Here is a 22086-nt window from a genome sequence, read left to right on the forward strand (position 1 = left end):
TTGAACTCGTTGGCTTGGTATGGGCATACCGAGCGAGGTCCGCGATCAGCTCGTCTCGCGGTTCAGGGTGCTGTTTCCGCACCTGAACGAGCGACAGCGGCGTCTGGTGATGGGGCAGGAGGCTCGGCTGCTCGGGCATGGTGGGGTGCGGACCGTGGCGGCGGTGGCCGGGGTGTCCGAAACTACGGTCCGCGCCGGGGTGTTCGAGCTGGAAGCCGGTGAGGATCCGCTGCCGGACGGCCGCGTCCGTCGTCGTGGTGGAGGTCGCAAGGCCGCCGAAGCTCAGGACCCGGATCTCGTGCCAACACTGCTGGCGCTGGTGGAGCCGGATGAGCGCGGTGATCCGATGTCGCCGCTGCGCTGGACCACCAAGTCGCTGCGCGATCTGGCCCACGAGCTGACCGGGCAGGGCCATCCAGTCTCGGCGCCGACGGTGGGCCGGCTGTTGAAGGCTTCAGCCTGCAGGCCAATGCCAAGACGCTGGAAGGCAAGCAGCACCCGGACCGCGACGCGCAATTCCATTACATCAACGAGCAGGTCAAAGCCCATCAGGCGGACGGCGAGCCGGTTATCAGCGTGGACACGAAGAAGAAGGAGCACTTGGGCGATCTGCCAAACGCCGGCCGGCAGTGGCGGCCCAGAGGCGATCCGGTCTGAGTCGAAGACCACAGCTTCTTCTTCACCGGCCCGGACGTGCCGCATGCGATCCCGTACGGGATCTACGACGTGGCCAACGACACGGGCTGGGGTGAACGTCGGAGTCGATCACGACACCTCGGCGTTCGCGGTGGAGTCGATCCGGCGCTGGTGGCGCGGCCGCGGCAGCCTGGACTACCCGAACGCGAACCGGCTGCTGATCACGGCGGACTGCGGGGGCTCCAACAGCTATCGCTATCGGTTATGGAAGGCCGAGCTGGCCGACTTCGCCGCTGAGACCGGGCTGGCGGTGACCGTCTGCCACTTTCCGCCCGGCACCAGCAAGTGGAACAAGATAGAGCACCGGCTGTTCTCGCACATCACCATGAACTGGCGCGGCAGGCCCCTGACCAGCCACGAGGTCGTGGTCAACAGCATCGCCGCGACCCGCACCCGCACCGGGCTGACCGTCGCGGCCGAACTGGACACCAACGCCTACCCGCTGGGCGTGTCGGTGTCCGCCGAGCGGATGAGCATGCTGCCGATCGTCCCACATATCGAGCGCGGCGCCTGGAACAACACGATCGGCCCGGCAGACGACAACCCGCACCTGCCCTTATGCGACGACCGGGCGCGTATCCGGTCCGAAAGCCTGCACGCCCTGGCCGATCCCCCGGCTGACCGGGATGAGCCGAGAGAAGCTGAACGAGCTGGCTGCGTCTTTGGCCTCGGATCAGGCGGCCCTGGCCGAGCAGCGTAACTTCGAAATCCGCGGTGGCCCACGCCGACAGGTCAAGGCCACCCACGGACGCCCCCTGCTCACCGACGCCGACAAGGTCCTGATCGCCATCGTCTATCTCCGCCAGATCTGCTCCCAGCGCGTCCTGTCGGAGATGCTCGAGATCAGCCAGCCCCCCGATCGGTCAGGCGGTCACCGAGACCGGCAAGCTCCTGGCCGCCCGCAAACTCAAGATCGACCCCACCGTGCTGCGCTTCACCAGCGCCAGTGCGCTCCGCGACTTCCTGGACAGCAACACCGTCCCGACACGACCGAACCGGCTGGCGCTGCTCGGAGATCCGGCACTGACCGGGATGAGCCGCCCGGAACTGGCCGCACTGATCGAGCGGCTGTCGCTGCGGCAGGCCGCCGAGGCCGAGCAGCGCAAGCATCGCCAACGCGGCGGTGACCGGCAGGCTGGCACCCGCGGAGGCATCTTCCAGGAGAAATCACCGACGCCGAGCGCGTCCTGGCGGTCATCCTCGGCATGCGCAAAGTCTGCACCTGGGAGGTCGTAGCCGAACTGTTTCAAGTGAGCCGACGAACCATCGGCAACGCCAAGCTCTGGGTTCGCCCGCTGCTGGAGGAGACCGCCTACGCCGTCACCCGATCCGCAACCCGATACTCCAGCGCCGACGCGCTCCTGAACGCCATCACACCGCACGACGACAACCCACGTGTCACAGAATCGACACTTTGATTCTTTACGGCTCCAGTGAACGCGACATCTTTGCCAGGTGGCGTCGAGCAGGACGGCCCTGATGGAGGCGACGAGGCCTGCGTGGGCGTCGCTGATGACCAGTTGCACCCCGGCCAGGCCACGCGCCTTGAGCGAGCGCAGGAACGCCGTCCAGAACGCGCCGTCCTCACTGTCACCGACGGCGAAGCCTATGACTTCGCGGCGTCCGTCGGCGGTGACGCCGGTGGCCACGATGACGGCCTGGGAGACCACCCGCCGGTTCACCCGTGCCTTGCAGTAGGTGGCGTCCAAGAACAGGTAGGGATAGTGCTGGTCGGCCAGGGAGCGGTCCCGGAAGGCGGCGACCTCTTCGTCCAGGTCGGCGCAGATGCGCGAGACCTCGCTCTTGGAGATGCCGGTGTCGGCGCCGAGGGCTTTGACCAGGTCGTCGACCTTGCGGGTGGACACCCCGTGCAGGTAGGCCTCCATCACCACGGCGAACAGCGCCTGGTCGACCCGGCGGCGGCGTTCCAGCAGACTCGGGAAGAACGAGCCGGTGCGCAGCTTGGGGATCTGCAGCTCCAGATCTCCGGCGGTCGTGGTGAGAGTGCGTGACCGGTGCCCGTTGCGCTGCGCCAGCCGGTCCGGGGTGCGCTCGTTCGGGGCGGCGCCGATCACCGCGGTCAGCTCGGCCTCGATGAGGGCTTGGTAGATGGTCTCAGCGGCGTGCCGGATCCGCTCGCTCGCCTCAAAGTTCTTCAGTACCGTCAGGACCTCTAACAGCGCAGACTGGTCCAGGGCCATCGTGTGCTTCTCCTCTGCGTGTCACTTGGCGGTTTCACACAGAGACTCACGCGATGGCCCTCTGTCGTTGAACACGACGCGCCGTTCAAGGTCGGATCTACACCACCCGACGGGACGTAACCGGCCAGCCAGCGGTGTGGGCAGGTCCACGAGCGTTTGACCAAACGACGATGCCAAGCCAAGAGGGCGCCGGGAGTGACGGGCCGATGAGCGCGCAGCACCGACGGCAGGAAGCGGGCCAATGCTGCGAAGAGCGCCCTATCGGCCCAGTCCGGTCTCGACCGGACTACCTGACGCTTCAACACAGCAACCTTCATGCCGGAGCACCATGATCTCGACATCCTCGGACCGCCCGGCCGCCCGCACCGATCTCGCGCTTGCCAAAAGGATTGCCGGGAAGCGCAGGGCTCAAGGGCTCCGTGATTCACCTGCGCCATCTTGCTAACCGATCCTCTTGCCATGGCGTTAGCGGCAGGAAGCACAGGCAGTATGCGGCGGCCACACCTTCGGCGGGCGGCCGCGCAGCCTCCTCGAAGGCCAGCCCAGATCTTGATGTTCGCCCGTGCACCAAATGTTGATCAAGCCATGGTGGCGACGACTCGGCCTGCGGGACTTCTTGCCCGCAGCGTTCCACAGTGACTCCGTTCTGATCGCCCACACGGAACGGACACCCTCACCATGGCCAGTCGTATCACCCTCGCGGCCGCTATCCTCGCTGCCCTGCTGACCGCTTCCCCAGCATCCGCCCATGTTGCAGACGGCTGGCACGACGAGGCCGGTTGGGGATCCGTCACCATCTCGGCCGACCGCAAGCACATCACGGTATGCGATCTGAGCAACGACGGCCGAGCCGTTCGGGTCGAGTACGCCACCTCCTACCTGCAAGAGTGGACTGTTGTCGACAGAAACGGCGCACGCTGGGGCTGCAGCACGGATTCCACGTTCTTCAGCCGCATCATGGCCTTCAAGCTCTGCGAGGGCCGCACATTCGGAACCTGTCGCCCACCCGTCTGGATCTCCCGGTCCAGCATGAGGTAACACTTGACCGGAGTCGAGGAAAAGCGCCAATCCCTCCAGCAGGGCCGCGCCGCCATGGCCCACGGGGCGTGCTTTCCGTGGCCTAAGGCGGGAATGACCACGCTCGCCTGAGGAGGCTCGGCATTCGCCGCCTTCCCAGACATGTGCGGGGCAATACTGCCCGCATGACAGATCCGGCTCCCTTCTCCCGCGTGAAGATCCGCACCAGCGGCCTCGTCTTCTGCGGCGAAGATATTGCGCTGATCCGCCATGACCGGCCGAACGGCTCTCACTACACGCCGCCGGGAGTTCATTAGGTGAAGGGGCTGTCTGTACGGAACCATCGAGGCACCCCAACCCGCACGACCGCCGCCGTCGTGGACGCCACCCCATCTGCACCTGCTGCCACGGCAACACCTGCACGATCGGCTAGCCCCGTTTTCCGCACGTGCGGTTGTTTGAAGATCGATGGGTTGCTGTGGTGATCGTTATCGCGGTATGACCTGGCTGGTGAGACAGCGTGCGTAGTGGGGCCAGGCCAGTGTCGAGAAAATGCTCGGAGCGTTGCCGGACATCGCCGGGTTCTGCTCGCGGTTACGGATCCGGGAGTTGGTGGATGCGGCTTGCCCGGTGCGTGATGTCGCGGAGTTGACTCATGGGCAGGTGATCGAGGTGCTGGTGGCCAACCGGCTGACCTCGCCCGCCCCGCTGGTGCATGTCCAGGACTGGGCGCGCGCGTGGGCGGTGGGCGAGGCCTTCGGGGTCGAACCCGGCCTGCTCAACGATGACCGCATCGGTCGCGCTCTGAATGCCATCGCTCCGCACCTGGACCAGGTGGCCGGGTCTGTCGGGCTGGCCGCGATCGAGGCGTTCGGCATCGATGTGACGCGCCTGCACTGGGACATGATCTCGATCTCGTTGCACGGCGGCTACGACGATGCCGAGCCCAGCTACGCGCGGCCACGTTTCGGCCACCCCAAGGACCGGCGGCCGGATCTGAAGCAGGTCCAGGCCGGGATCGCGGTCAGCTCCGATGGCGCGATCCCGGTCTTTCATCGCGCCTATGACGGCGCGGCCGGTGAGGTCGGGCAGGTCATCGGCGCGATGCAGGGCCTGCAGAAGCTGGCCGGCCCGCAGCGGATGCTGATGATCGGTGATTCCAAGCTGGGGCCCTGCCCCCGATGTGTGGACACCTTGAGTACCGGATGATGGAGATCCGGAGACAAGGAGTTCCACGTGGCGATGAAGTCGTATCCGCCGGAGTTCAAGGCGGACGCCGTCGCGTTGTATCTATCCGATCCGGGACGGACGCTGGCCTCGGTGGCTGAGGACCTGGGGATCAGCCGGGAGACGCTGCGTAACTGGGTGCGTCAGGCCCAGGCGGACGGTACCGCGGGCGCCAAGGAGCGGGGGGTGGCGAGGAAGCCGGCGCGGGGCCCGCTATCGTCCGACGACGTGCTGGAAGAGGAGAACAAGCAGCTCAAGGCGCGGATCCGGGAGCTGGAGATGGAGCGCGACATCCTGCGCCGGGCGGCCAAATATTTCGCCGGCGAGACGAACTGGTGAGCCGCTTCGAGTTCGTCGACGACCACGCGGGCGCCTTCGGCGTGAAGCGGCTGTGCCGGGTCCTGAAGGTGTCGCGCTCGAGCTTCTACCGGTGGCGCAAGGCCGCGCCGGCCCGGGCGGAGCGGGCCGCGGCCGATGCCGCACTCGCCGCGGAGATCAAGCAGATCCACGGCGCGTTCGACGGCACCTACGGCAGTCCGCGCATCACCGCCGAGCTGCGCGCCCGGGGCCACACGGTCAACCACAAGCGGGTCGCGCGGGTGATGCGCCGTTTCGGCATCGTCGGGCTGCACCTGCGCAAGAAGGTGCGCGCCACGGTGCCGGAACTCTCGCATCACAAGGTGCCCGACCTGATCAAGCGGGACTTCACCGCGCCGGCCCCGAACCGGCGCTATGTCGGCGACATCACCTACCTGCCCGTCGGTGAGGGCCGGTTCCTGTATCTGGCGACCGTCCTGGACCTGGGCTCACGCCGGCTGGCGGGCTGGTCGATCGCCGATCACATGCGCACCGAGCTGGTGAGCGACGCGCTGCGCGCGGCCGCTGCGACACGGGGCAGCCTGCACGGCGCGATCTTCCATGCCGATCACGGGGCCCAGTACACCTCGGCCGAGTTCGCCAAGGTCTGCGCCGAGCTCGGCGTGCGCCAGTCCATGGGAGCCGTCGGCACCAGCGCCGACAACGCCGCGGCAGAGGCGTTCAACGCCACCCTCAAACGCGAAACGCTGCAGGGCGCCAAGCGCTGGTCCTCGGCGCGTGAGGCCCGCGTGGCCGTCTTCAAGTGGATCACCCGCTACAACACCCGAAGGAGACACTCCACCCTCGGCTACCTCAGCCCTATCGACTACGAGCAGCAAACCACCGATAAGGTGCTGCTCGCCGCATAACAACCCGTGTCCACACTTCGGGGCGAGCCCCCCTGATCTCGTATGCGAACCTGGCCGCGATGATCGCCAGCGGGGTGGCCTTCATCGCGCCGGCCTCCAAGCACTACGTAGGCGCCGAGACCCTGGCCGGTCAGAAGATCTCTGCGGCCACCCGGGTGGACTATGTCGCCGCCCGGGACGAGGGCAAGCCCGTCGAGCGGCGTGGCGTCTGGCATGTGCGTGACGACGTCATGACGCTGGCCGGGCCGCGCAAGAACGACCCGGTGCTGAGGCTGCGGCGGATCTTCGTGCACTCCTCGGCCCGTGCTCAGGCGGCCGAGGCCGCCCGGGCCAAGAAGCTGGCGCGGGCCGGTGAGGATCTGGCCCGGCTGGAGCGCGGCCTGGGCAGCCGCCACTACCCCGACGAGCAGGCCGTCACCGACCGGATCACCGCGATCGGCCGCGCCCGACGGGTGAGCGCCTATCTGACCGCGGTCACCGGCACCGACCCAGGCACCGGCAAACCCACCCTGGCTTGGCGCTTCGACCAGCAGGTGCTGGATGCCGAAGCCGCCACCGACGGCTGGTACGCCCTGCTGACCAACCTTGATGCGGATCAGGGCGACGCCGGACAGGTGCTGCGCCACTACAAAGGCCAAGAAGCGGTCGAGCATCGTTACCAGGCATTCAAGGGGCCACTGGCCGTCACCAGCCTGTATCTGAAGGATAACCGCCGCATCACCGCGCTGATCACCGTGATCTGCCTGGCCCTGCTCATCTTCTGCCTGATCGAACGCCAGGTCCGCCACGCCCTGGCGGCTCGCGGCGCGACCAAGGTCGACGGCCTTGTACGCCGGACGGCCCGCCATTCCCACCGGCAAGCTCATCCTCGACGCGCTGGCCGGCATCCGGCTAATCCCGGGCACTGGCCAGTCACCCCCGACCATCCCGCAGCCCACCGATCTCCAACTCGATCTCCTAGACCTCCTCGACATCGATCCATGAGACCTCCGCTGAAGACCACTCACGTGCGGAAAACGGGGCTAGCGGGGTGGCCGGACCTCGCGATGGCGTACGGCCGGCGCGCCGCCCAGCTCGTCCAGCAGGTCCGCGAGCAGCGCGCGGCACTCCTCCAACCGCCGCTTCCCGCCGCGTTCTGCCAGCCGTGACTCCAGCGCCTCGCGGGCCCGCCGGGCTGTCGCCACCGCCTCGCGGCCTCGCCCGGTCAGGTGCACGCGGCGGATGCGGGCGTCGCGCGGGTCAGCCAGGCGCTCCACGTAGCCGAGGCGTTCGAGCTCGGCCACGGTCTTGGATGCCGCCTGCTGCGTCACGCCCAGCTTCGGGGCCAGGTCGCCCACTGTGGGGCCGGCGTCGCCGACGAGATGCTGGAAGACGTATCCGTGTGCGAACCGCAGGCCGGAGAAGCCCTGCTCCGCCAGGCTCTCCTGCACGACGGAGGCGGCCGCGAATCCGACGAAGAGGGCAAGTGTCCCGGTGTCCAGGTCGCCGGGTTGTACAGGCTGCATGAAGACATTCTGCAGTTGACAACCATGGTTGTACAACTATGGTTGTTAATATGACGAACCTCCAGCAGCACGCCATCGTGGACCTCGCCGTTCGTTACCACGAGGCGGTGTCCCGTGGCGAGAGCCCCGAGCCGTACTTCCACGAGGACGCCGTGCAGCGCGAGCTGCCCAATGCGCTCTTCCCCGACGGGGCCGTACGCGACCTCGGCGGTCTGCGCGCGGCGGCCGAACGCGGCCGCACGACCATCAAAGAGCAGCGCTTCGAGGTGCTGAACGCGGTCGCGGCCGGCGACCAGGTCGCCCTCGAGGTGCTCTGGACCGGCACACTCGCCGTACCGCTGGGCGACCTGCCGGCCGGCCACACCCTGCGGGCACACATCGGGACATTCCTCGAGTTCCGCGACGGCAAGATCGCGGCCCAGCGCAACTACGATTGCTACGAGCGCCTGACCCGCCGCTGACGCCCCGCCACACAACGGTGGGCCGTGCAGCACGCGCTCCCGCCGCACCTGGCCCCAGCGTTGAAGGGCACGTTCGGCCGCGATCAGCTGATCGGCGTCAAGGCGTTCTTCGGGGGCGGCGAGGCGAGCGATATCGCCGAGATCCGGGGCGACGGCGACTACCACGAGGCCGGCTCCCGCACCCTCGCCGGCCTGGACCGGTCACGTCCGGCGCGTCCCACGCCCCGCACGTTCGTGCTGCTCGTGCACCATGAAACCAGCTAGACGAGTAAGTCCTAAGTCGGGTCAGTGGTCGTAGGCGATCAGGGATCGGGTGATGGGCTGGCCGGTGGCTCGGTTGTGCCAGATGGCGGCGGTCAGGGCCAGGATGCGCTGGGCGATGCGGGCGCCGACCCCGGTGACGGTGCGTCCGCCGTGCAGTTCCAGGTCGAGCTGGCCCTTGAGCGTGTCGTTGACGGACTCAATCAGCTGGCGGATCGGCTTGAGCAGCTCTTCGCCGGGGCGAGGGGTGCGGTTGCGGTAGGACGGGCGCAGCAGCCGCACGCCGCGCTCGGCCAGGAAGGTGTCCAGTTCGGCGGAGATGTAGCCCTTGTCAGCGACGATGAGCAGGCCGGGCCGGTCGGCGAGCAGGTGCGGGTCGTGCTCGCAGATGGCCATCAACACCTGGCGTTCGTCGATGTTGGGGGTGGCCAGGGCCCAGGTGATGGGTAGTCCGGCGGGGGTGCAGATGAGGTGCAGGCGCAGGCCCCAGAAGTAGCGGGAGTGGGAGCGGCAGTAGCCGTAGCCGGCCCAGCCGGCCAGGTTCGAGCGTTGGGTGGTGGGGCGGGAGCGGCCGCATTCGATCGGAGTGGAGTCGGCCACCCACACCGCATCGCTCCACAGGTCGGTGTCGGATGCCAGCGCCCGGATGGCCCGTTTGAGCAGCGGCAGGGCCTTGTGCAGGCGTTTGTTGTAGCCGGACTGGCCGGGCAGGTAGGGGAAGGCGCCGGGCAGGTGCTTGGGGACGTAGCGCAGCCAGCGCGCCTCGGAGTGGATGCCGAGCAGGACCTGGGCGACGGCCAGGGTGAGCAGTTCGGCGTCGGTGAGTTTCGGCTTGCGTCCCAGTCGTGGCTGATGTCCGAGCCAGTCGTCGATGCTGACGTACAGTGCGGTGAGAAGGGTGTTGAGGTCTGTTGTCACAAACCGATCGTCAACACCCTTCGTTATGTACGCACTCCGTACCGCAGCTACTTAGGACTTACTCGTCTAGGCCCGTTCTACACCTTGTCACGACAACCCTCCGCTCCTCCGCCACCCGCCCTCTTCGGGCGGGGCTTCTTGGAGAGGAGGGGCCGCGTCGGCGGCTCCATAGTGGCCGACCTGTGACAGGGCAGCACGTGCGGAAGACGGGGCTAGCGGAACATGGGCCCAAACCGGAGAGGCACGCGTCTTCCTGCTGCCTGCCGGATGGAAGAGCAACAACGTGGTGGGCGCATCGGGTGGTGAAACCTGCGCGTTTCCAGCCGAGGCCGCGGGATGCGAGTCCGGTGGCGTCCGCATCACCTTCGGAGTCGGGTCCGAGGAGCTTAACCTCGATGACACTGACGTCATCGTCAGCTGGTTCTGCCCGACCGACGATGACGCATACGCCAGCACGAAGGACCGCGAACTCCGGCAGAACACGGCATACAAGTACGAGTACCGAAGCTTCCGCATCACCTGCGGAAAGGAGCCGGACTTCACCGCCTACGTCGCCTACTTCCCCGACGCAGACAATCTGATAAGCGCGTTCAACGTTCCCAAGACACACGTGGACACGGTCCTCGGCTCCTTCGCCGTATCAGACGCTTCCGAGGACACCACCGAGGACTCTGCGCCTGCCGACAATTGCATCCACGCAGCTCAAGCGGCATATGAGTACTCGTGGAGGACGCCGCCGAGCCGGTCTCGTCGGCGGACATTCAGGTCGATGATTCGCTCTGGGTCCGTGATCGGATCGGGGACGGTGCGCAGCGGGGCTGCTTGGTTCAGGGCTTGGTGGGCTCGGTGCTGGTTGTAGACGTGTTCATATTCGCGCAGGGCGTGCCGCAGGTGGTGTTCGTTCCAGATCAGACAGCGGTCGAGAAGCTCGTGACGGCAGGACTGCACCCACCGCTCCATGATCGAGTTCATCCGCGGCATCCGGATACCGGTGAGCACCGTCTTGATGCCGGCCTCGGCGAGCACCTCGTCTATGAGGGCAGGGAACTTCCCATCCCGATCTCGGAGCAGAAAGCGCGCCCGACAGCCCGCATCGTTCAGATCCATCACCAGATTCCGGATCGCTTGGATGACCCAGCTGGCGCTCGGATGTGCAGTGGTGCCGAGCACACGGACCCGCCTCGTGGCGTGCTCAATCACCGCCAGAATGTACTGGCGTTGCCCGTTCAGGGTGATGGTCTCGATGAAATCGCAGGCCAGCAGGGCGTTTGCTTGCGAGCGCAGGAAGTCGGCCCACGTGGTGGAAGCCCGCTCGGGCACCGGATCAAGACCTTCCCGCTTGAGGATCTCCCACACCGTGGACGGCGCGACCTTGATACCGAGTGTGGCGAGCTCACCATGCACCCGCCGATAGCCCCAGCCGGGGTTCTGTCGCACCAAGCGCAGGATGAGGGCGCGGATGGAGTGGACGGTGGGTGGGCGGCCAGGCCGCTTCGGCCGGCAGGTACGGGCATGACGACGTCGCATCAGATCGCGGTGCCAACGGAGAACCGTGTCCGGACGGATGAGGAGCCGCAGCTGGCGCAGGACCTCGCGCGGCAGCGACGTCAGGAGCGCGGCAAGGAAGGCTCGGTCCTCGGGCGCGAATCTCACTCTCGTGTCGGCGCCGAGTTGGCGTTCAAGGACGGTGATCTGGTGACGCAGAGCAAGTATCTCCACGTCCTTGTCCCGATCGCCCATGGGCAGCAACCGCAGCGCGGCGAACGTGTTCGTGACGGTCAGGTAGGCCAGGCGAAGCAGCACAGCGGATCATCCTGCCGTACGCGCTTCCGTCTCCCGGGTGACCAGAGCTCGCGAACGCCACGCGAAGCCCTCGCAGAGTCATGACCTGGGTGGACGTAATTATCGGCAGGCGCAGCGTTCGCGCTGGCCTGGCAGACCCCGTGACCACGGGCGGGCCCGCTCGCAGGTGGCCGAGCGGCTCATCACTGCCTGGCAGACCATTCGGGCCCAGACCCGTGGGCAAGACGCCCAGCAAACCACTCGGGCGATCGCGAGCACGCTGCGCTTTCATCGCGTGCTGCCCAGCCAGTGGTTCGCAGAGTTCCTCGCCAGGCGAATCAGCGACGGCTGAGCCAAGACGAGCCAATCGGCGCGTGTCCAACGGGGGAGGCAGGCCTCAGCCATGTCCGCGCAACCGCGGATCGATGAACTCGGCGGCCGACCGCCTGCCATCCACTGAGCGGCCGATGGAGATCACACCCACAACCACACGCCCGTACCGGCGACCGTCGGTCTGTGTTGTCAACCTCAGACAAATAGTTTTGCCAATTTCTCGCCGATCTCGATCAGTCCGCTGACGCCTGGCAAGGCCTCTGTTATTCCCTGCCAGAAGAGCTTGAGAACTCCCTTTTCCGGCCTAGGGCGGTCCAGTTCTTCCGTAAGCCGATTGAAGCGCTCGGTCGCCTCCTCGCTGCCGGCCGCCTCGATGATCTCGCTCAACCGCATCAGAGCGGCGGCGGTTTCCTCGCCAGCGAGATCACGGGCAGATCCTACCGACGTCGTCAAGGTGCTTTTGTTTATTCTGTTTTGTATGTTTGCGCCGGCGCCGATATTACTAAAATTATCCCCTTGCACAATCATCTCCTCAATGAATTGGGTTGCCGAATTATCTCGATATTGCACAAGAAGGGCTACTCCCTTCTCTGTCACGGATATGTGCTCGCACCACAAAGTTCGACATGATGCATGGGGGTGCCCGCTATTGTTGCGAGTCAAATGCCGCCGAAAAACAGACTTGTCCGCTTGGGCTGGACGGGTAGGAGGCGTTTTATGATATGGTTCAAGTATAGGCATTTCATCCTCGCGGACATCAATTCGCGGAAGAATAGGCTGGCTCCCTAGTGTCGAACGGGCGTGACGATCTGGATTGTCCTCCGACGTCAAGTAGGGACGGGCGCTGTCAGGAAGATGGGGACTGTGTACCTTCACATAGCCCTGTCGATGTAATCGGAGCGATGTAAATAAGGCCTCGGCGAGCTGCGTCTGGTCATTGCCTGCCACATCCTGTAAACGCACAGGCTGCCCAATCATGCCTGCGCTCTTCCGGTAAAGCTGTGTCAGAAAGTCATCGGTACGGGCGATCAGTTCTTCTTTCGGACACGCGGTTGCCGCGTCACGCGCGCGCATCACCAGTGACCACTTATCGTCAAGCTGACTCGCGATCTCCCTGTACTGCTGCCAATATTCCCTGTCTTGGCGAGCCTCCTCCCGCTCTCTTTCTCGCTTCCGATCCAGTTCCTCACGCTCTCTTTCTCGCTTCCGATCACTTTCCTCCAGTTCATGTTCGCGCAGGAGCCGGTGCCGCTCATGCTCTTCCCTGCGTCTCGCATCCTGCTCGCGCAAGGCTTGGGCGTCCCTCTCCTGCTGTATCGAGGATAGGTAGACTGCATGGGCTTGCCGGGCAGCCTCGAGCGCCCTTCGTTTCTGCAGCACGAGGAGAAACCAGCAGAGGGCCGCGAGAGCGAGAACGGCGACGGAAACCAAGATCCACGCCCAGTGCTTGATGGCCCAGTTCCAGGAGGTGCCGCCGTATTCACGCAGCCATAGGACGACGGCGAGGAGGGCCGACCCCAGAGACGCCAGCACGCGGGTGTCGCCCCTTCTGGACTTCTTCCTTCCACGGACTTCTACGAGGCGCGCGATCAGGGCGGTGAGCACCGCCAGCAGGAACAGCCACAAGATGATGCAGGTCGTGTACGATACTCCGGCCCAAAGGATCGCCGCAGGAATGCTGGCTACGAAGACCACGAAACCAAGGCATCCCCAACCGTCATGCGTCCACGTGCCGATCCCCACTGATGCGATCGTGAGGATCCACAGGCTCGCGATCACTACGAGCATGATGTCGATCAAAGTCACGGCAATGCTCCACATAACGAAGCACAGTGGCTTCGATCCATTAGCCGGAGCGTACCCGGCGTATACTCATTAACATCCTTCTTCGACCGGCGCGCAAGCGCGTTTTAGGATTGGGCGGCGTGGCAAGATTTCCGCCGACCGCATCGGAGGAGATTTTGTACCGGCCCATCCGGGCTCTTCGAACTTGATCGGGGTTTGAGGCCGGCCGGGCTCAGGAGGCTTGAGAGGGCTCGTGGCTCTCGGTGATCCTTCTTGTTGTCGAGGCAAGAAGATCACATCAGAGAAGCCACGAGCATGGTCAACGATACGACGCTGCTGCTGGGTCTGGACGGGGTGGCCGTCACAAAGGTCCTCGCCGCAGGTGACGGAGTGCAGGACGGCCCGGTGGTACACCTGGCCACCTCGGATGAACGGGCCAGATGCTGCCCGCAGTGCGGGGTCGCCGCGGTCCGGATGAAGGAATGGGTGACTACCCGCCCGCGTAACCTGCCGGTCGGCGGGCGGCGGTGTGCGTTGCGCTGGCGTAAGCGTCGCTGGTGCTGTGACCAGGCGTCCTGCCCACGTCAGACGTTTACCGAGCAGGTGCCGCAGATCCCTGCGCGCTCCCGGCCGACCCGGCGATTACGCCAAGCCGCAGGCGCCGCCGTGGGAGATGGCGGGAGAACGGTGATCCAATCAGCGCGAGATCACGGGGTGTCCTGGCCGATCGTCTCGGCGGCGTTCACTGAGCATGCTCATCGGGTGCTGCCCGCCCAGCCCGAGCTCGTCACCGTGCTGGGGATCGATGAAGTCCGCCGCGGCCGGCCGCGCTGGATGCTGGCCGAGGCCACCGGCACGTGGACGACAGCGGTGGATCGCTGGCACACGGGGGCTCGCCCCGAAGTGTGGACACGGGTTGTTATGCGGCGAGCAGCACCTTATCGGTGGTTTGCTGCTCGTAGTCGATAGGGCTGAGGTAGCCGAGGGTGGAGTGTCTCCTTCGGGTGTTGTAGCGGGTGATCCACTTGAAGACGGCCAGGCGGGCCTCACGCGCCGAGGACCAGCGCTTGGCGCCCTGCAGCGTTTCGCGTTTGAGGGTGGCGTTGAACGCCTCTGCCGCGGCGTTGTCGGCGCTGGTGCCGACGGCTCCCATGGACTGGCGCACGCCGAGCTCGGCGCAGACCTTGGCGAACTCGGCCGAGGTGTACTGGGCCCCGTGATCGGCATGGAAGATCGCGCCGTGCAGGCTGCCCCGTGTCGCAGCGGCCGCGCGCAGCGCGTCGCTCACCAGCTCGGTGCGCATGTGATCGGCGATCGACCAGCCCGCCAGCCGGCGTGAGCCCAGGTCCAGGACGGTCGCCAGATACAGGAACCGGCCCTCACCGACGGGCAGGTAGGTGATGTCGCCGACATAGCGCCGGTTCGGGGCCGGCGCGGTGAAGTCCCGCTTGATCAGGTCGGGCACCTTGTGATGCGAGGGTTCCGGAACCGTGGTGCGCACCTTCTTGCGCAGGTGCAGCCCGACGATGCCGAAACGGCGCATCACCCGCGCGACCCGCTTGTGGTTGACCGTGTGGCCCCGGGTGCGCAGCTCGGCGGTGATGCGCGGACTGCCGTAGGTGCCGTCGAACGCGCCGTGGATCTGCTTGATCTCCGCGGCGAGTGCGGCATCGGCCGCGGCCCGCTCCGCCCGGGCCGGCGCGGTCTTGCGCCATCGGTAGAAGCTCGAGCGCGACACCTTCAGGACCCGGCACAGCCGCTTCACGCCGAAGGCGCCCGCGTGGTCGTCGACGAACTCGAAGCGGCTCACTAGTTCGTCTCGCCGGCGAAATATTTGGCCGCCCGGCGCAGGATGTCGCGCTCCATCTCCAGCTCGCGGATCCGTGCCTTGAGCTGGTTGTTCTCCTCTTCCAGCACGTCGTCGGACGATAGCGGGCCCCGCGCCGGCTTCCTCGCCACCCCCCGCTCCTTGGCGCCCGCGGTACCGTCTGCCTGGGCCTGACGCACCCAGTTACGCAGCGTCTCCCGGCTGATCCCCAGGTCCTCAGCCACCGAGGCCAGCGTCCGTCCCGGATCGGATAGATACAACGCGACGGCGTCTGCCTTGAACTCCGGCGGATACGACTTCATCGCCACGTGGAACTCCTTGTCTCCGGATCTCCATCATCCGGTACTCAAGGTGTCCACACATCGGGGGCAGGGCCCGGGTGCACGGTGGGGCAGTGGTTGCGGTACTGGTTGTCGGTGGTGGAGTCGCGGTTGCGGCCGACCACGCACCGGGCCTATCGGGATCACGTGCGGTTGCATCTGGTGCCGTATCTGGGCCGGGTCAAGCTGGCGGAGTTGTCGCGGCGGGACGTGACGCGGATGTTCGTGGCGCTGGGGCGGCGGCGGAATCGGTACGGCCAGCCGATCAGCGCATCCACCTTGGAACGGATCCGGGCGACGCTGCGGGCCGCGCTGAACCACGCGGTGCGTGAGGACTTGATCGCCGTCAATCCGGCGCAGGGCGTCCGGTTGCCTGCGCCGGTGCGGACGCATCCGGTGGTGTGGACGGCTCGTCGGGAGGCGGACTGGCGGCGTGGGGGAGAGCGTCCGGCGGTGGCGGTGTGGACGGTCGAGCAGCTGGCCGCCTTTCTGCGCTTCGCGCGGGAGGATTCGCTGTTCGTGCTGTGGTGGCTGGTGGCCTTGCGCGGGCTGCGGCGCGGGGAGGTCGCCGGGCTGCGCTGGATGGATGTCGATCTGGAGCGGCGTGAGCTCACCATCGCCCATCAGCTGGTGCACACCGATGAGGGGCTGGTCTGGTGTGAGCCGAAGAGCGCGGCCAGCCGGCCGACCTTGGCACTCGATCCGGAGACTGTGCGGCTGTTGCGCCGGCATGAGCGTGTGCAGCGCCGGCTGCCGGGGGAGCGGTGGTCACCGGCCAGCCCGATCTTCACCCTGGAGGGCGGAGCGCCGGTGCAGCCGAGCTATCTCACGCACCGCTTCCACAAGCTGGTGGCCGCGAGCGGGTTGCCGCCGGTGCGGTTGCACGACTTGCGGCACGGAGCTGCGACGTTGGCGTTGGCGTCGGGGACAGAGTTGAAGGTGGTGCAGGGCACGCTGGGGCATGCCAGCATCGTGCTGACCGCCGACACGTACGTCTCGGTACTCCCGCAGCTGTATCACGACAGCGCCCGCGCGACGGCGCGGCTGGTGCTGAAGGCGGTCCGGGCGACCAACCGGAAGATCGGCAAGCCCCGGGAGGCGACGTGACTCACCTGTGGCTCACCATGACTCACGATCAGATGACGCGACTACAGGCCAGGGTAAAGCCGCAGGTCGGCGTGGTAGGGCGGGTGGGACTTGAACCCACGACCCACGGATTATGAGTCCGATGCTCTGACCGGCTGAGCTACCGCCCCTGGATTAAGTTGTGTGACGTGCGGCGGGACGTTGTAAGACCGTGCCGAGCCCCTGCGCATGGTAAGGCTAGAGCATCGGATGCGGTCGTGGCGTCCGGCCGAGCGGGAGACGGGTCTCCGCGGATATCATTCCATGCCCGGCAGGGTTGTTGGAGCCTCGGCCGATCATATTCGGGGTCTTCGCTCCAAGCGGAGTCGTAAGGGATTGATGGGGCGGTAGCGTCTGGGCGTGGCCGTGAGGCTGGTTTACGAGACTCACTCCATCACCGTGGACAACGAGACGGGCATCGTCACCGGGTGGTTACCCGGGGGGCTTTCCGCGCGGGGGCGGGAGCTGGGGGAGCGGCGGAAGGCGGTGGACGTCGTTTACGCCTCCGACCTCCGGCGGGCGGTGCAGACGGCGGAGATCGCCTTTGCGGGCGGTGGCAAGGAGATCAGGCTCGATCGGCGGCTCGGGGAGTGCGACTACGGGATCTACAACGGGCGGCCGGTCAGTGAGGTGGCGGCGTTGCGGAGGCACATCGATACGCCGTGGCCGGGAGGGCAGAGCTATCGGCAGGTTGTGGCGGAGATGGCGGGGTTTCTGCGGGAGGTGATGGACGAGTGGCAGGGGGATCTGGTGCTCGTGGTGTCGCGTTCCGCCAATCGGTGGGCGTTGCAGAATCTGCTGGACGGGACTCCGTTGGAGGAGTTGGTTGACGCGCCGTTCGAGTGGCGGCCGGGGTGGGAGTACAGCATCGCCTGAGGTGGGGGGAGGGTGGGGTGCCCTCCCCGGGGTGGGGGTGTTTCCGGTCCGCGGGGTGGCGGCGGAGTCCGGGAGTCAGAGGGCGGGGTGGAGTCCGGGGCAGATGGTGTTCGGGGTGGGGGCGAGAAGGCGGTGCGGGGGCTTACGGGGCGGTGCCGTAGCCGGGGTTGCGGACCAGCCAGTCTTGGTAGACCGGGCTGCGGCGTACGGCGTCCATGTGGGCCTGCTTGGCCTGTGTCACCACCCAGTCGGCGTCGCGGGCGGTGGGATGGTGGCCGAGGAGTTGGCGCCAGCGCAGCGGTGCGCCGGCGAACGGGACCATGGTCAGGCCCTGGGCGGCCTGGTGGGTGGCCTGGCAGAGTACGACCGCGCGGCCGACCTGGGCGAGGTGGGTGCAGGTTGAGACGTCCGTCTCGTAGATCGTGCCCGGGGTGAATCCCGCCCGCGCGCACGCCGTGGCGAAGCAGTCGGCGAAGCAGCCGTCGCCGGGTGTCACCGCCCACTGCTCGCCGGCGAGGTCGGCGAGCTCCACCTCCTTCTCCTTGGCGGCCGGATGGTCCTCGCCGACCAGGCAGAACACGGGGTCGAGGCTGATCGTCTCCCACATGAGCGCACCGGTGGGGGTGCCGGAGTCGCCGCAGGCGCCGGTCAGTACGTAGTCGAGGCGGCCGAGCTCGACCATGCTGGTCAACTCGTGGGCCGACCACGAGGTGTACGTGCTGACCGCCCCTTCCGCGGCGAGCCGGTCGACCAGGCCGCCCAGTATGGGGCCGTTGGTGGCGCCGATGCGGAATCCGGGGGAGGGGGCGGCGGCGAAACGTACGGCTTCCTCCTGGAGTTCCTGTGCCGCGGGAAGCAGCACTCGCGCCCTGGAGAGCACGAGCTCGCCCAGCCTGGTGGGCCGCGCGCCATGCCTGTCGCGCTCGAACAGCCTGCCGCCGAGCACCCGCTCGATGCGCTTGAGCTGGGCGGTCAGGGCCGGCTGGGCCAGCCCGAGCTGGGATGCGGCCTTGCTCACACTTCCCGCGTCCGCGACCGCACGGACGATCCTGAGGTGCCTGAGCTCGAGGTCCATAAGGGGACGGTAAGGCGGCGATCTCTTACAAACAATGCCCATATGTCAGGAAATGTGACAGATATTGTCGGGGGTCTCTGGGGTAGGGGGAGCCCATGACGACGATGGGAATAGATCCGGCGCAGCTCAGCGACGAGGATCTGGTGCGCGAACTGCGGCAACTGCACGCGACCCGGAGCGACACCTTCTTCCACGGGTCGGACGACGCTCTGGCGATGCACACGTCCCGCATGAACGAACTGGAGTCCGAATACCTCAGCCGCAACCCGGACCGTGAGGTCGACCCGAACCGGCTGAGGGAGGGGGCGAGACAGCGATCATGACCGAGAGCCACGATGTGCAGGCTCTGTCGGACGTCGACATCTACGTCTACGAGGCGGTGGCGTCTCTGGCGGTGGAGCACGGCATGGCGGTACCGGCCGCGCTGGTGCGGGCGTCCGGGCTGACCGAGGAGCAGGTGCGCGAGAGCCTCAAGCACCTGATCGAGCATGGGTACGTGGTGCCCAGGCAGGACGGGTACGCCCTCGGGGCCCACACGTTCGAGGTGGAGTACTGAGGCGTCCTCGGGCGTCGCCGGGCGTTGCCTGGCGTCCCCGGCCTGTGCCGCATGAGCGCCCCACGTGCGTGCCGATGCCTGCGAAAGAACGGGTGAAGGAGCTGGTCAGGGTCGGTGCCATTGAGGTGGCGGCCAGGGCCGGCCCTGGCCGCGGCAGGGGCGGTCAGAGGCGTCTCACTCGGGCCCAGGCCACGAAGGCGCCCCCGAAGACGGCCATGGCGAGGCCGGTCCACAGGTTGATCGCGCTCCCGAGCGCCCCGGCGACGACGAGGATCACGCCGTACACCAGGAACAACCCACCGATCACCATCCGGATGTCACTCACAGAATCACCCCGTACATCACAACGGCCAAGATGAGGGCGCCCGTGCCGAGCAGCACCGGCGAGCGGTACCAGCGCGCGTCGCCTGCCAGCGCGTCGTCCTCCAGGTCGGTGGCGTTGAGCCCGTAGACGAGCCCGCGCAGCTCCTCGGCGGGCTTGGGCGTGGTGACCAGCGTGACCGCCACCGACACGATCACGTCCACGACGAACGCCAGGCCCGCGCCCCAGAAGCTGGCGTTCAGCTCGGTGCCGAAGTCCACGATCCCGGCCTTGAACGCGATGTACGACGCGAAGGCCGCCAGCGTGCCGGCGAGCAGCCCCCAGAAGCCGGCCCACGGCGTCATCCGCCGCCAGAAGAGACCGACGATGAACGTCGCGAAGAGCGGCGCGTTGAAGAACGAGAAGAGGGCCTGCAGGTAGTTCATGATGTTGGAGTAGCCGGCCGCGATGAACGCCGTCCCGACGCCCAGCGCCACGCCCGCGACGGTCGCGATCCGGCCCACCCGCAAGTAGTAGCCGTCGTCGCGGTCCGGCCGCAGGTGCGCCTGCCAGATGTCGTTGGTGAAGACCGTGTTGAACCCGCTGATGTTGGCCGCCATCCCCGCCATGAAGGAGGCCAGCAGCCCGGTCACCGCGACCCCGAGCACGCCGTTCGGCAGCAGGTCCCGCATGAGCAGCGGGATCGCGTTGTTGTACGGCTGCTCCTGCCCCCAGCCGCTGAACAGCACCAGCGCGATCATCCCCGGCAGCACCGTCACCAGCGGGATGAACAGCTTCGGGTACGCGGCGATGATCGGCGTGAGCCGGGCCGCGTTCGTGTTCTTGGCCGACAGTGCCCGCTGCACCTCGGCGAAGTTCGTGGTCCAGTACCCGAAGGACAGCACGAACCCGAGGCCGAACACGATCCCGATCCAGTGCGCGTGCATCGGGTTGTCGCCCGCCGTGCCCGCCCACGTGTGCAGGCCGCCCTCGCCGAGCGTGCTCTGCCGTACCTTGTCCGCCAGCCCCGAGAAGCCGCCCACCTTGATCAGCCCGAGCACGGTCAGCGGGATCAGCCCGGCGAGGATCACGAAGAACTGCAGCACCTCGTTGTAGATCGCGGAGGAGAGCCCGCCGAGCGTGATGTACGCCAGCACGATCACCGCCGAGACCACCACCGAGACCGGCAGCGGCCAGCCCAGCAGCGCCTCCATGACCAGGGCGAGGGCGTAGAGGTTCACGCCCGCGATGAGGATCTGCGCGACCGCGAACGTGAGCGCGTTCAGCAGCTGCGTGGCGCCGTTGAAGCGCCTGCGCAGGAACTCGGGGACGCTGCGGACCTTGGAGCGGTAGTAGAAGGGCATCATCACGATACCGAGGAAGACCATGGCGGGCACGGCGCCGATCCAGTAGTAGTGCACGGTCATGGCGCCGTACTGCACGCCGTTGGCCGCCATGCCGAGGATCTCGATCGCGCCCAGGTTGGCCGAGACGAACGCCAGCCCGGTGATCCACGCGGGCAGGCCGCGCCCGGCCAGGAAGAAGTCGAGGCTGGAGCTGATCCGTTTGCGCGCCGCTAACCCGATGGCGAGCACCGTGGCGAAGTAGATCGCGATGAGGACGTAGTCGAGGAGGTTCACGTCGAGACGCACGGCAAGCCCGCTACCCCGGAAACACGCCATATCACGCGGGCCGCGCCGCCTGGGGCGGAGCGCCGAACGCGGATACTGTCAGGGAGTGAACGTCGCCGATCTCAGCCCGGCACAGGCGCGGGAGCGCTTCCGCGCCGGCGAGCGCGTGCCCACGGCGGGGTGGTGCCGGGGGTGGACGCAGGCCAACCTGATCGCGGTGCCCCGGCGGCTGCGCTACGAGCTGCTGCTGTTCGCCCACCTCAACCCGCAGGCGTGCCCCGTGCTGGACGTGGGGGAGCCGGGCGCCTGGTCCACGCCGCTGTTCCCCGGCGACCTCCGTACCGACCTGCCCGGATACCGGCTCTACCGCGACGGCGAGCCGGTCGCGGACCTCGGCGACGTGGTGGAGCGGTGGCGGGACGACCTGGTGCCGTTCCTCATCGGGTGCAGCTTCACCTTCGAGCGGGCGCTGCTCGCGGCCGGGGTGCCGGTGCGGCATCTGGAGCTGGGGACGAATGTGCCGATGTACGTCACGGACGTGGCCTGCGAGGCGGCCGGGAGCCTGTCGGGGCCGCTGGTCGTGTCGATGCGGCCGGTGCCGGACGAGCTGGTGAAGACGGCGATCGAGGTGAGCGGGCAGTACCCGATGGTGCACGGGGCGCCGGTGCACGTCGGCGACCCTGCGGGGATCGGGATCCGCGACCTGGCCCGGCCGGACTTCGGCGATGCGGTCGAGGTGCGGGAGGGGGAGGTGCCGCTGTTCTGGGCGTGCGGGGTGACGCCGCAGGCGGCGGTCATGGCCAGCGGCGTCGAGTACGCGATCGGCCACCTGCCGGGGCACATGGCGATCCTGGACGCCCGCGACGACGACTACCGCGTGCCGTCCTGACCGTCGTGCCGTGAAGGTGCCCGTACGCGGATTTGCGTACGCGGGTGCCTCGTCTCGGCGGACGACCCCGGGC

General features: G+C 67.2%; 19 protein-coding genes, 1 tRNA gene and 4 pseudogenes. 14 read left to right on the top strand and 10 right to left on the bottom strand.

The window, feature by feature from the left end:
- Nucleotides 1-19: 19 nt before the first annotated feature.
- Nucleotides 20-2114: pseudogene (locus HD596_RS66160) on the top strand (ISAzo13 family transposase).
- A gap of 6 nt (nt 2115-2120) precedes the next feature.
- Here the strand turns inward: HD596_RS66160 and HD596_RS30325 are convergent.
- Nucleotides 2121-2897: pseudogene (locus HD596_RS30325) on the bottom strand (IS256 family transposase); the annotation flags it as partial.
- 678 nt (nt 2898-3575) lie between these two features.
- Between HD596_RS30325 and HD596_RS30330 the strand changes: the two are divergent.
- From HD596_RS30330 to HD596_RS66165, 5 genes and pseudogenes are all read left to right on the top strand, one after another.
- Nucleotides 3576-3935, top strand: coding sequence for a hypothetical protein (locus tag HD596_RS30330; RefSeq protein WP_185072683.1), 360 nt, complete (start codon nt 3576-3578; stop codon nt 3933-3935).
- Nucleotides 3936-4099: 164 nt separating this feature from the next.
- Complete coding sequence (locus tag HD596_RS63960; RefSeq protein WP_281398279.1) at nt 4100-4231, top strand: hypothetical protein; 132 nt, start codon at nt 4100-4102, stop codon at nt 4229-4231.
- Between the two features lie 235 nt (nt 4232-4466).
- Nucleotides 4467-5123, top strand: a complete 657-nt coding sequence (locus HD596_RS60550) for an IS1634 family transposase (protein WP_221519589.1) — start codon at nt 4467-4469, stop codon at nt 5121-5123.
- A gap of 27 nt (nt 5124-5150) precedes the next feature.
- A protein-coding gene (locus tag HD596_RS30345; protein ID WP_376775917.1) for an IS3 family transposase occupies nt 5151-6367 on the top strand; the annotation gives its coding sequence in 2 pieces (ribosomal slippage) (nt 5151-5460 and nt 5460-6367; 1218 coding nt in all).
- Between the two features lie 35 nt (nt 6368-6402).
- Nucleotides 6403-7170, top strand: a pseudogene (locus tag HD596_RS66165) (IS1634 family transposase); the annotation flags it as partial.
- A gap of 219 nt (nt 7171-7389) precedes the next feature.
- On the opposite strand, the gene HD596_RS30350 reads toward HD596_RS66165, so the two are convergent.
- Nucleotides 7390-7872 carry a MarR family winged helix-turn-helix transcriptional regulator gene (locus HD596_RS30350; RefSeq protein ID WP_185072685.1) on the bottom strand — a complete coding sequence of 161 codons (483 nt, stop codon included), beginning with the start codon at nt 7870-7872 and terminating at the stop codon, nt 7390-7392.
- 50 nt (nt 7873-7922) lie between these two features.
- On the opposite strand from HD596_RS30350, the gene HD596_RS30355 reads away from it, so the two are divergent.
- The gene (locus tag HD596_RS30355; protein WP_246554966.1) at nt 7923-8333 is read left to right on the top strand and encodes a nuclear transport factor 2 family protein; all 411 of its coding nucleotides are present in this window, start codon (nt 7923-7925) and stop codon (nt 8331-8333) included.
- A gap of 18 nt (nt 8334-8351) precedes the next feature.
- A pseudogene (locus tag HD596_RS30360) lies at nt 8352-8597 on the top strand (DUF6348 family protein); the annotation flags it as partial.
- 21 nt (nt 8598-8618) lie between these two features.
- Here the strand turns inward: HD596_RS30360 and HD596_RS30365 are convergent.
- The 3 genes from HD596_RS30365 to HD596_RS30375 form a co-directional block, all read right to left on the bottom strand.
- On the bottom strand, nt 8619-9512 hold the full coding sequence (locus HD596_RS30365; RefSeq protein WP_185067915.1) for an IS982 family transposase: 894 nt from the start codon (nt 9510-9512) through the stop codon (nt 8619-8621).
- Between the two features lie 702 nt (nt 9513-10214).
- Nucleotides 10215-11315 carry an integrase core domain-containing protein gene (locus tag HD596_RS30370; RefSeq protein ID WP_185072688.1) on the bottom strand — a complete coding sequence of 367 codons (1101 nt, stop codon included), beginning with the start codon at nt 11313-11315 and terminating at the stop codon, nt 10215-10217.
- 507 nt (nt 11316-11822) lie between these two features.
- Nucleotides 11823-13433, bottom strand: coding sequence for a hypothetical protein (locus HD596_RS30375; RefSeq protein WP_185072689.1), 1611 nt, complete (start codon nt 13431-13433; stop codon nt 11823-11825).
- Nucleotides 13434-13727: 294 nt separating this feature from the next.
- Here HD596_RS30375 and HD596_RS65750 point away from each other — a divergent pair, with 294 nt between their 5' ends.
- Entirely contained in the window at nt 13728-14381 is a 654-nt protein-coding gene (locus tag HD596_RS65750) for a helix-turn-helix domain-containing protein (protein WP_185072690.1), read from the top strand.
- On the opposite strand, the gene HD596_RS30385 is transcribed toward HD596_RS65750, so the two are convergent.
- Nucleotides 14332-15548, bottom strand: a protein-coding gene (locus tag HD596_RS30385) for an IS3 family transposase (protein WP_376775918.1) whose coding sequence is annotated in 2 segments (ribosomal slippage) — nt 14332-15239 and nt 15239-15548 — 1218 coding nt in all. Because the reading frame shifts where the segments join, the coding sequence is not laid out codon by codon here. The genes HD596_RS65750 and HD596_RS30385 overlap by 50 nt on opposite strands.
- 78 nt (nt 15549-15626) lie before the next feature.
- On the opposite strand from HD596_RS30385, the gene HD596_RS30390 reads away from it, so the two are divergent.
- Nucleotides 15627-16667 carry a site-specific integrase gene (locus HD596_RS30390; protein ID WP_313045138.1) on the top strand — a complete coding sequence of 347 codons (1041 nt, stop codon included), beginning with the start codon at nt 15627-15629 and terminating at the stop codon, nt 16665-16667.
- 72 nt (nt 16668-16739) lie between these two features.
- Here the strand turns inward: HD596_RS30390 and HD596_RS30395 are convergent.
- A tRNA-Ile gene (locus tag HD596_RS30395) sits at nt 16740-16816 on the bottom strand.
- A 229-nt stretch (nt 16817-17045) separates the two neighbouring features.
- On the opposite strand from HD596_RS30395, the gene HD596_RS30400 reads away from it, so the two are divergent.
- Nucleotides 17046-17561 carry a histidine phosphatase family protein gene (locus HD596_RS30400; protein WP_185072693.1) on the top strand — a complete coding sequence of 172 codons (516 nt, stop codon included), beginning with the start codon at nt 17046-17048 and terminating at the stop codon, nt 17559-17561.
- 142 nt (nt 17562-17703) lie between these two features.
- Here the strand turns inward: HD596_RS30400 and HD596_RS30405 are convergent, their stop codons facing one another.
- Nucleotides 17704-18636, bottom strand: a complete 933-nt coding sequence (locus tag HD596_RS30405) for a LysR family transcriptional regulator (protein ID WP_185072694.1) — start codon at nt 18634-18636, stop codon at nt 17704-17706.
- Between the two features lie 95 nt (nt 18637-18731).
- On the opposite strand from HD596_RS30405, the gene HD596_RS30410 reads away from it, so the two are divergent.
- Together HD596_RS30410 and HD596_RS30415 are read left to right on the top strand one after the other, a co-directional pair.
- Nucleotides 18732-18959 carry a DUF6158 family protein gene (locus HD596_RS30410; RefSeq protein ID WP_185072695.1) on the top strand — a complete coding sequence of 76 codons (228 nt, stop codon included), beginning with the start codon at nt 18732-18734 and terminating at the stop codon, nt 18957-18959.
- Entirely contained in the window at nt 18956-19192 is a 237-nt protein-coding gene (locus HD596_RS30415; RefSeq protein ID WP_185072696.1) for a helix-turn-helix domain-containing protein, read from the top strand. The genes HD596_RS30410 and HD596_RS30415 overlap by 4 nt, the downstream gene beginning before the upstream one ends.
- A gap of 163 nt (nt 19193-19355) precedes the next feature.
- Here HD596_RS30415 and HD596_RS30420 read toward each other — a convergent pair whose 3' ends face one another.
- Both HD596_RS30420 and HD596_RS30425 read right to left on the bottom strand, forming a co-directional pair.
- Nucleotides 19356-19517, bottom strand: a complete 162-nt coding sequence (locus tag HD596_RS30420) for a hypothetical protein (protein ID WP_185072697.1) — start codon at nt 19515-19517, stop codon at nt 19356-19358.
- Nucleotides 19514-21145 (bottom strand): sodium:solute symporter family protein, encoded by a 1632-nt coding sequence (locus tag HD596_RS30425; protein ID WP_313045142.1) that lies wholly within the window; start codon nt 21143-21145, stop codon nt 19514-19516. Before HD596_RS30425 ends, HD596_RS30420 begins: the two co-directional genes overlap by 4 nt.
- A gap of 85 nt (nt 21146-21230) precedes the next feature.
- Here HD596_RS30425 and HD596_RS30430 point away from each other — a divergent pair, with 85 nt between their 5' ends.
- Nucleotides 21231-22013: a putative hydro-lyase gene (locus HD596_RS30430; protein ID WP_185072699.1), complete on the top strand. Its 783-nt coding sequence runs from the start codon at nt 21231-21233 to the stop codon at nt 22011-22013.
- Nucleotides 22014-22086 lie beyond the last annotated feature (73 nt).

Source organism: Nonomuraea jabiensis (genome assembly GCF_014204795.1).
GTDB lineage: Bacteria > Actinomycetota > Actinomycetes > Streptosporangiales > Streptosporangiaceae > Nonomuraea > Nonomuraea jabiensis.

Excerpts from the sequence above, each read along its gene's own strand:
- HD596_RS30330 (WP_185072683.1), top strand. The coding sequence starts at position 3,576 with ATGGCCAGTCGTATCACCCTCGCGGCCGCTATCCTCGCTGCCCTGCTG.
- HD596_RS63960 (WP_281398279.1), top strand. The coding sequence starts at position 4,100 with ATGACAGATCCGGCTCCCTTCTCCCGCGTGAAGATCCGCACCAGCGGC.
- HD596_RS60550 (WP_221519589.1), top strand. The coding sequence starts at position 4,467 with ATGCTCGGAGCGTTGCCGGACATCGCCGGGTTCTGCTCGCGGTTACGG.
- HD596_RS30350 (WP_185072685.1), bottom strand. The coding sequence starts at position 7,872 with ATGCAGCCTGTACAACCCGGCGACCTGGACACCGGGACACTTGCCCTC.
- HD596_RS30355 (WP_246554966.1), top strand. The coding sequence starts at position 7,923 with ATGACGAACCTCCAGCAGCACGCCATCGTGGACCTCGCCGTTCGTTAC.
- HD596_RS65750 (WP_185072690.1), top strand. The coding sequence starts at position 13,728 with ATGGTCAACGATACGACGCTGCTGCTGGGTCTGGACGGGGTGGCCGTC.
- HD596_RS30405 (WP_185072694.1), bottom strand. The coding sequence starts at position 18,636 with ATGGACCTCGAGCTCAGGCACCTCAGGATCGTCCGTGCGGTCGCGGAC.
- HD596_RS30410 (WP_185072695.1), top strand. The coding sequence starts at position 18,732 with ATGACGACGATGGGAATAGATCCGGCGCAGCTCAGCGACGAGGATCTG.
- HD596_RS30415 (WP_185072696.1), top strand. The coding sequence starts at position 18,956 with ATGACCGAGAGCCACGATGTGCAGGCTCTGTCGGACGTCGACATCTAC.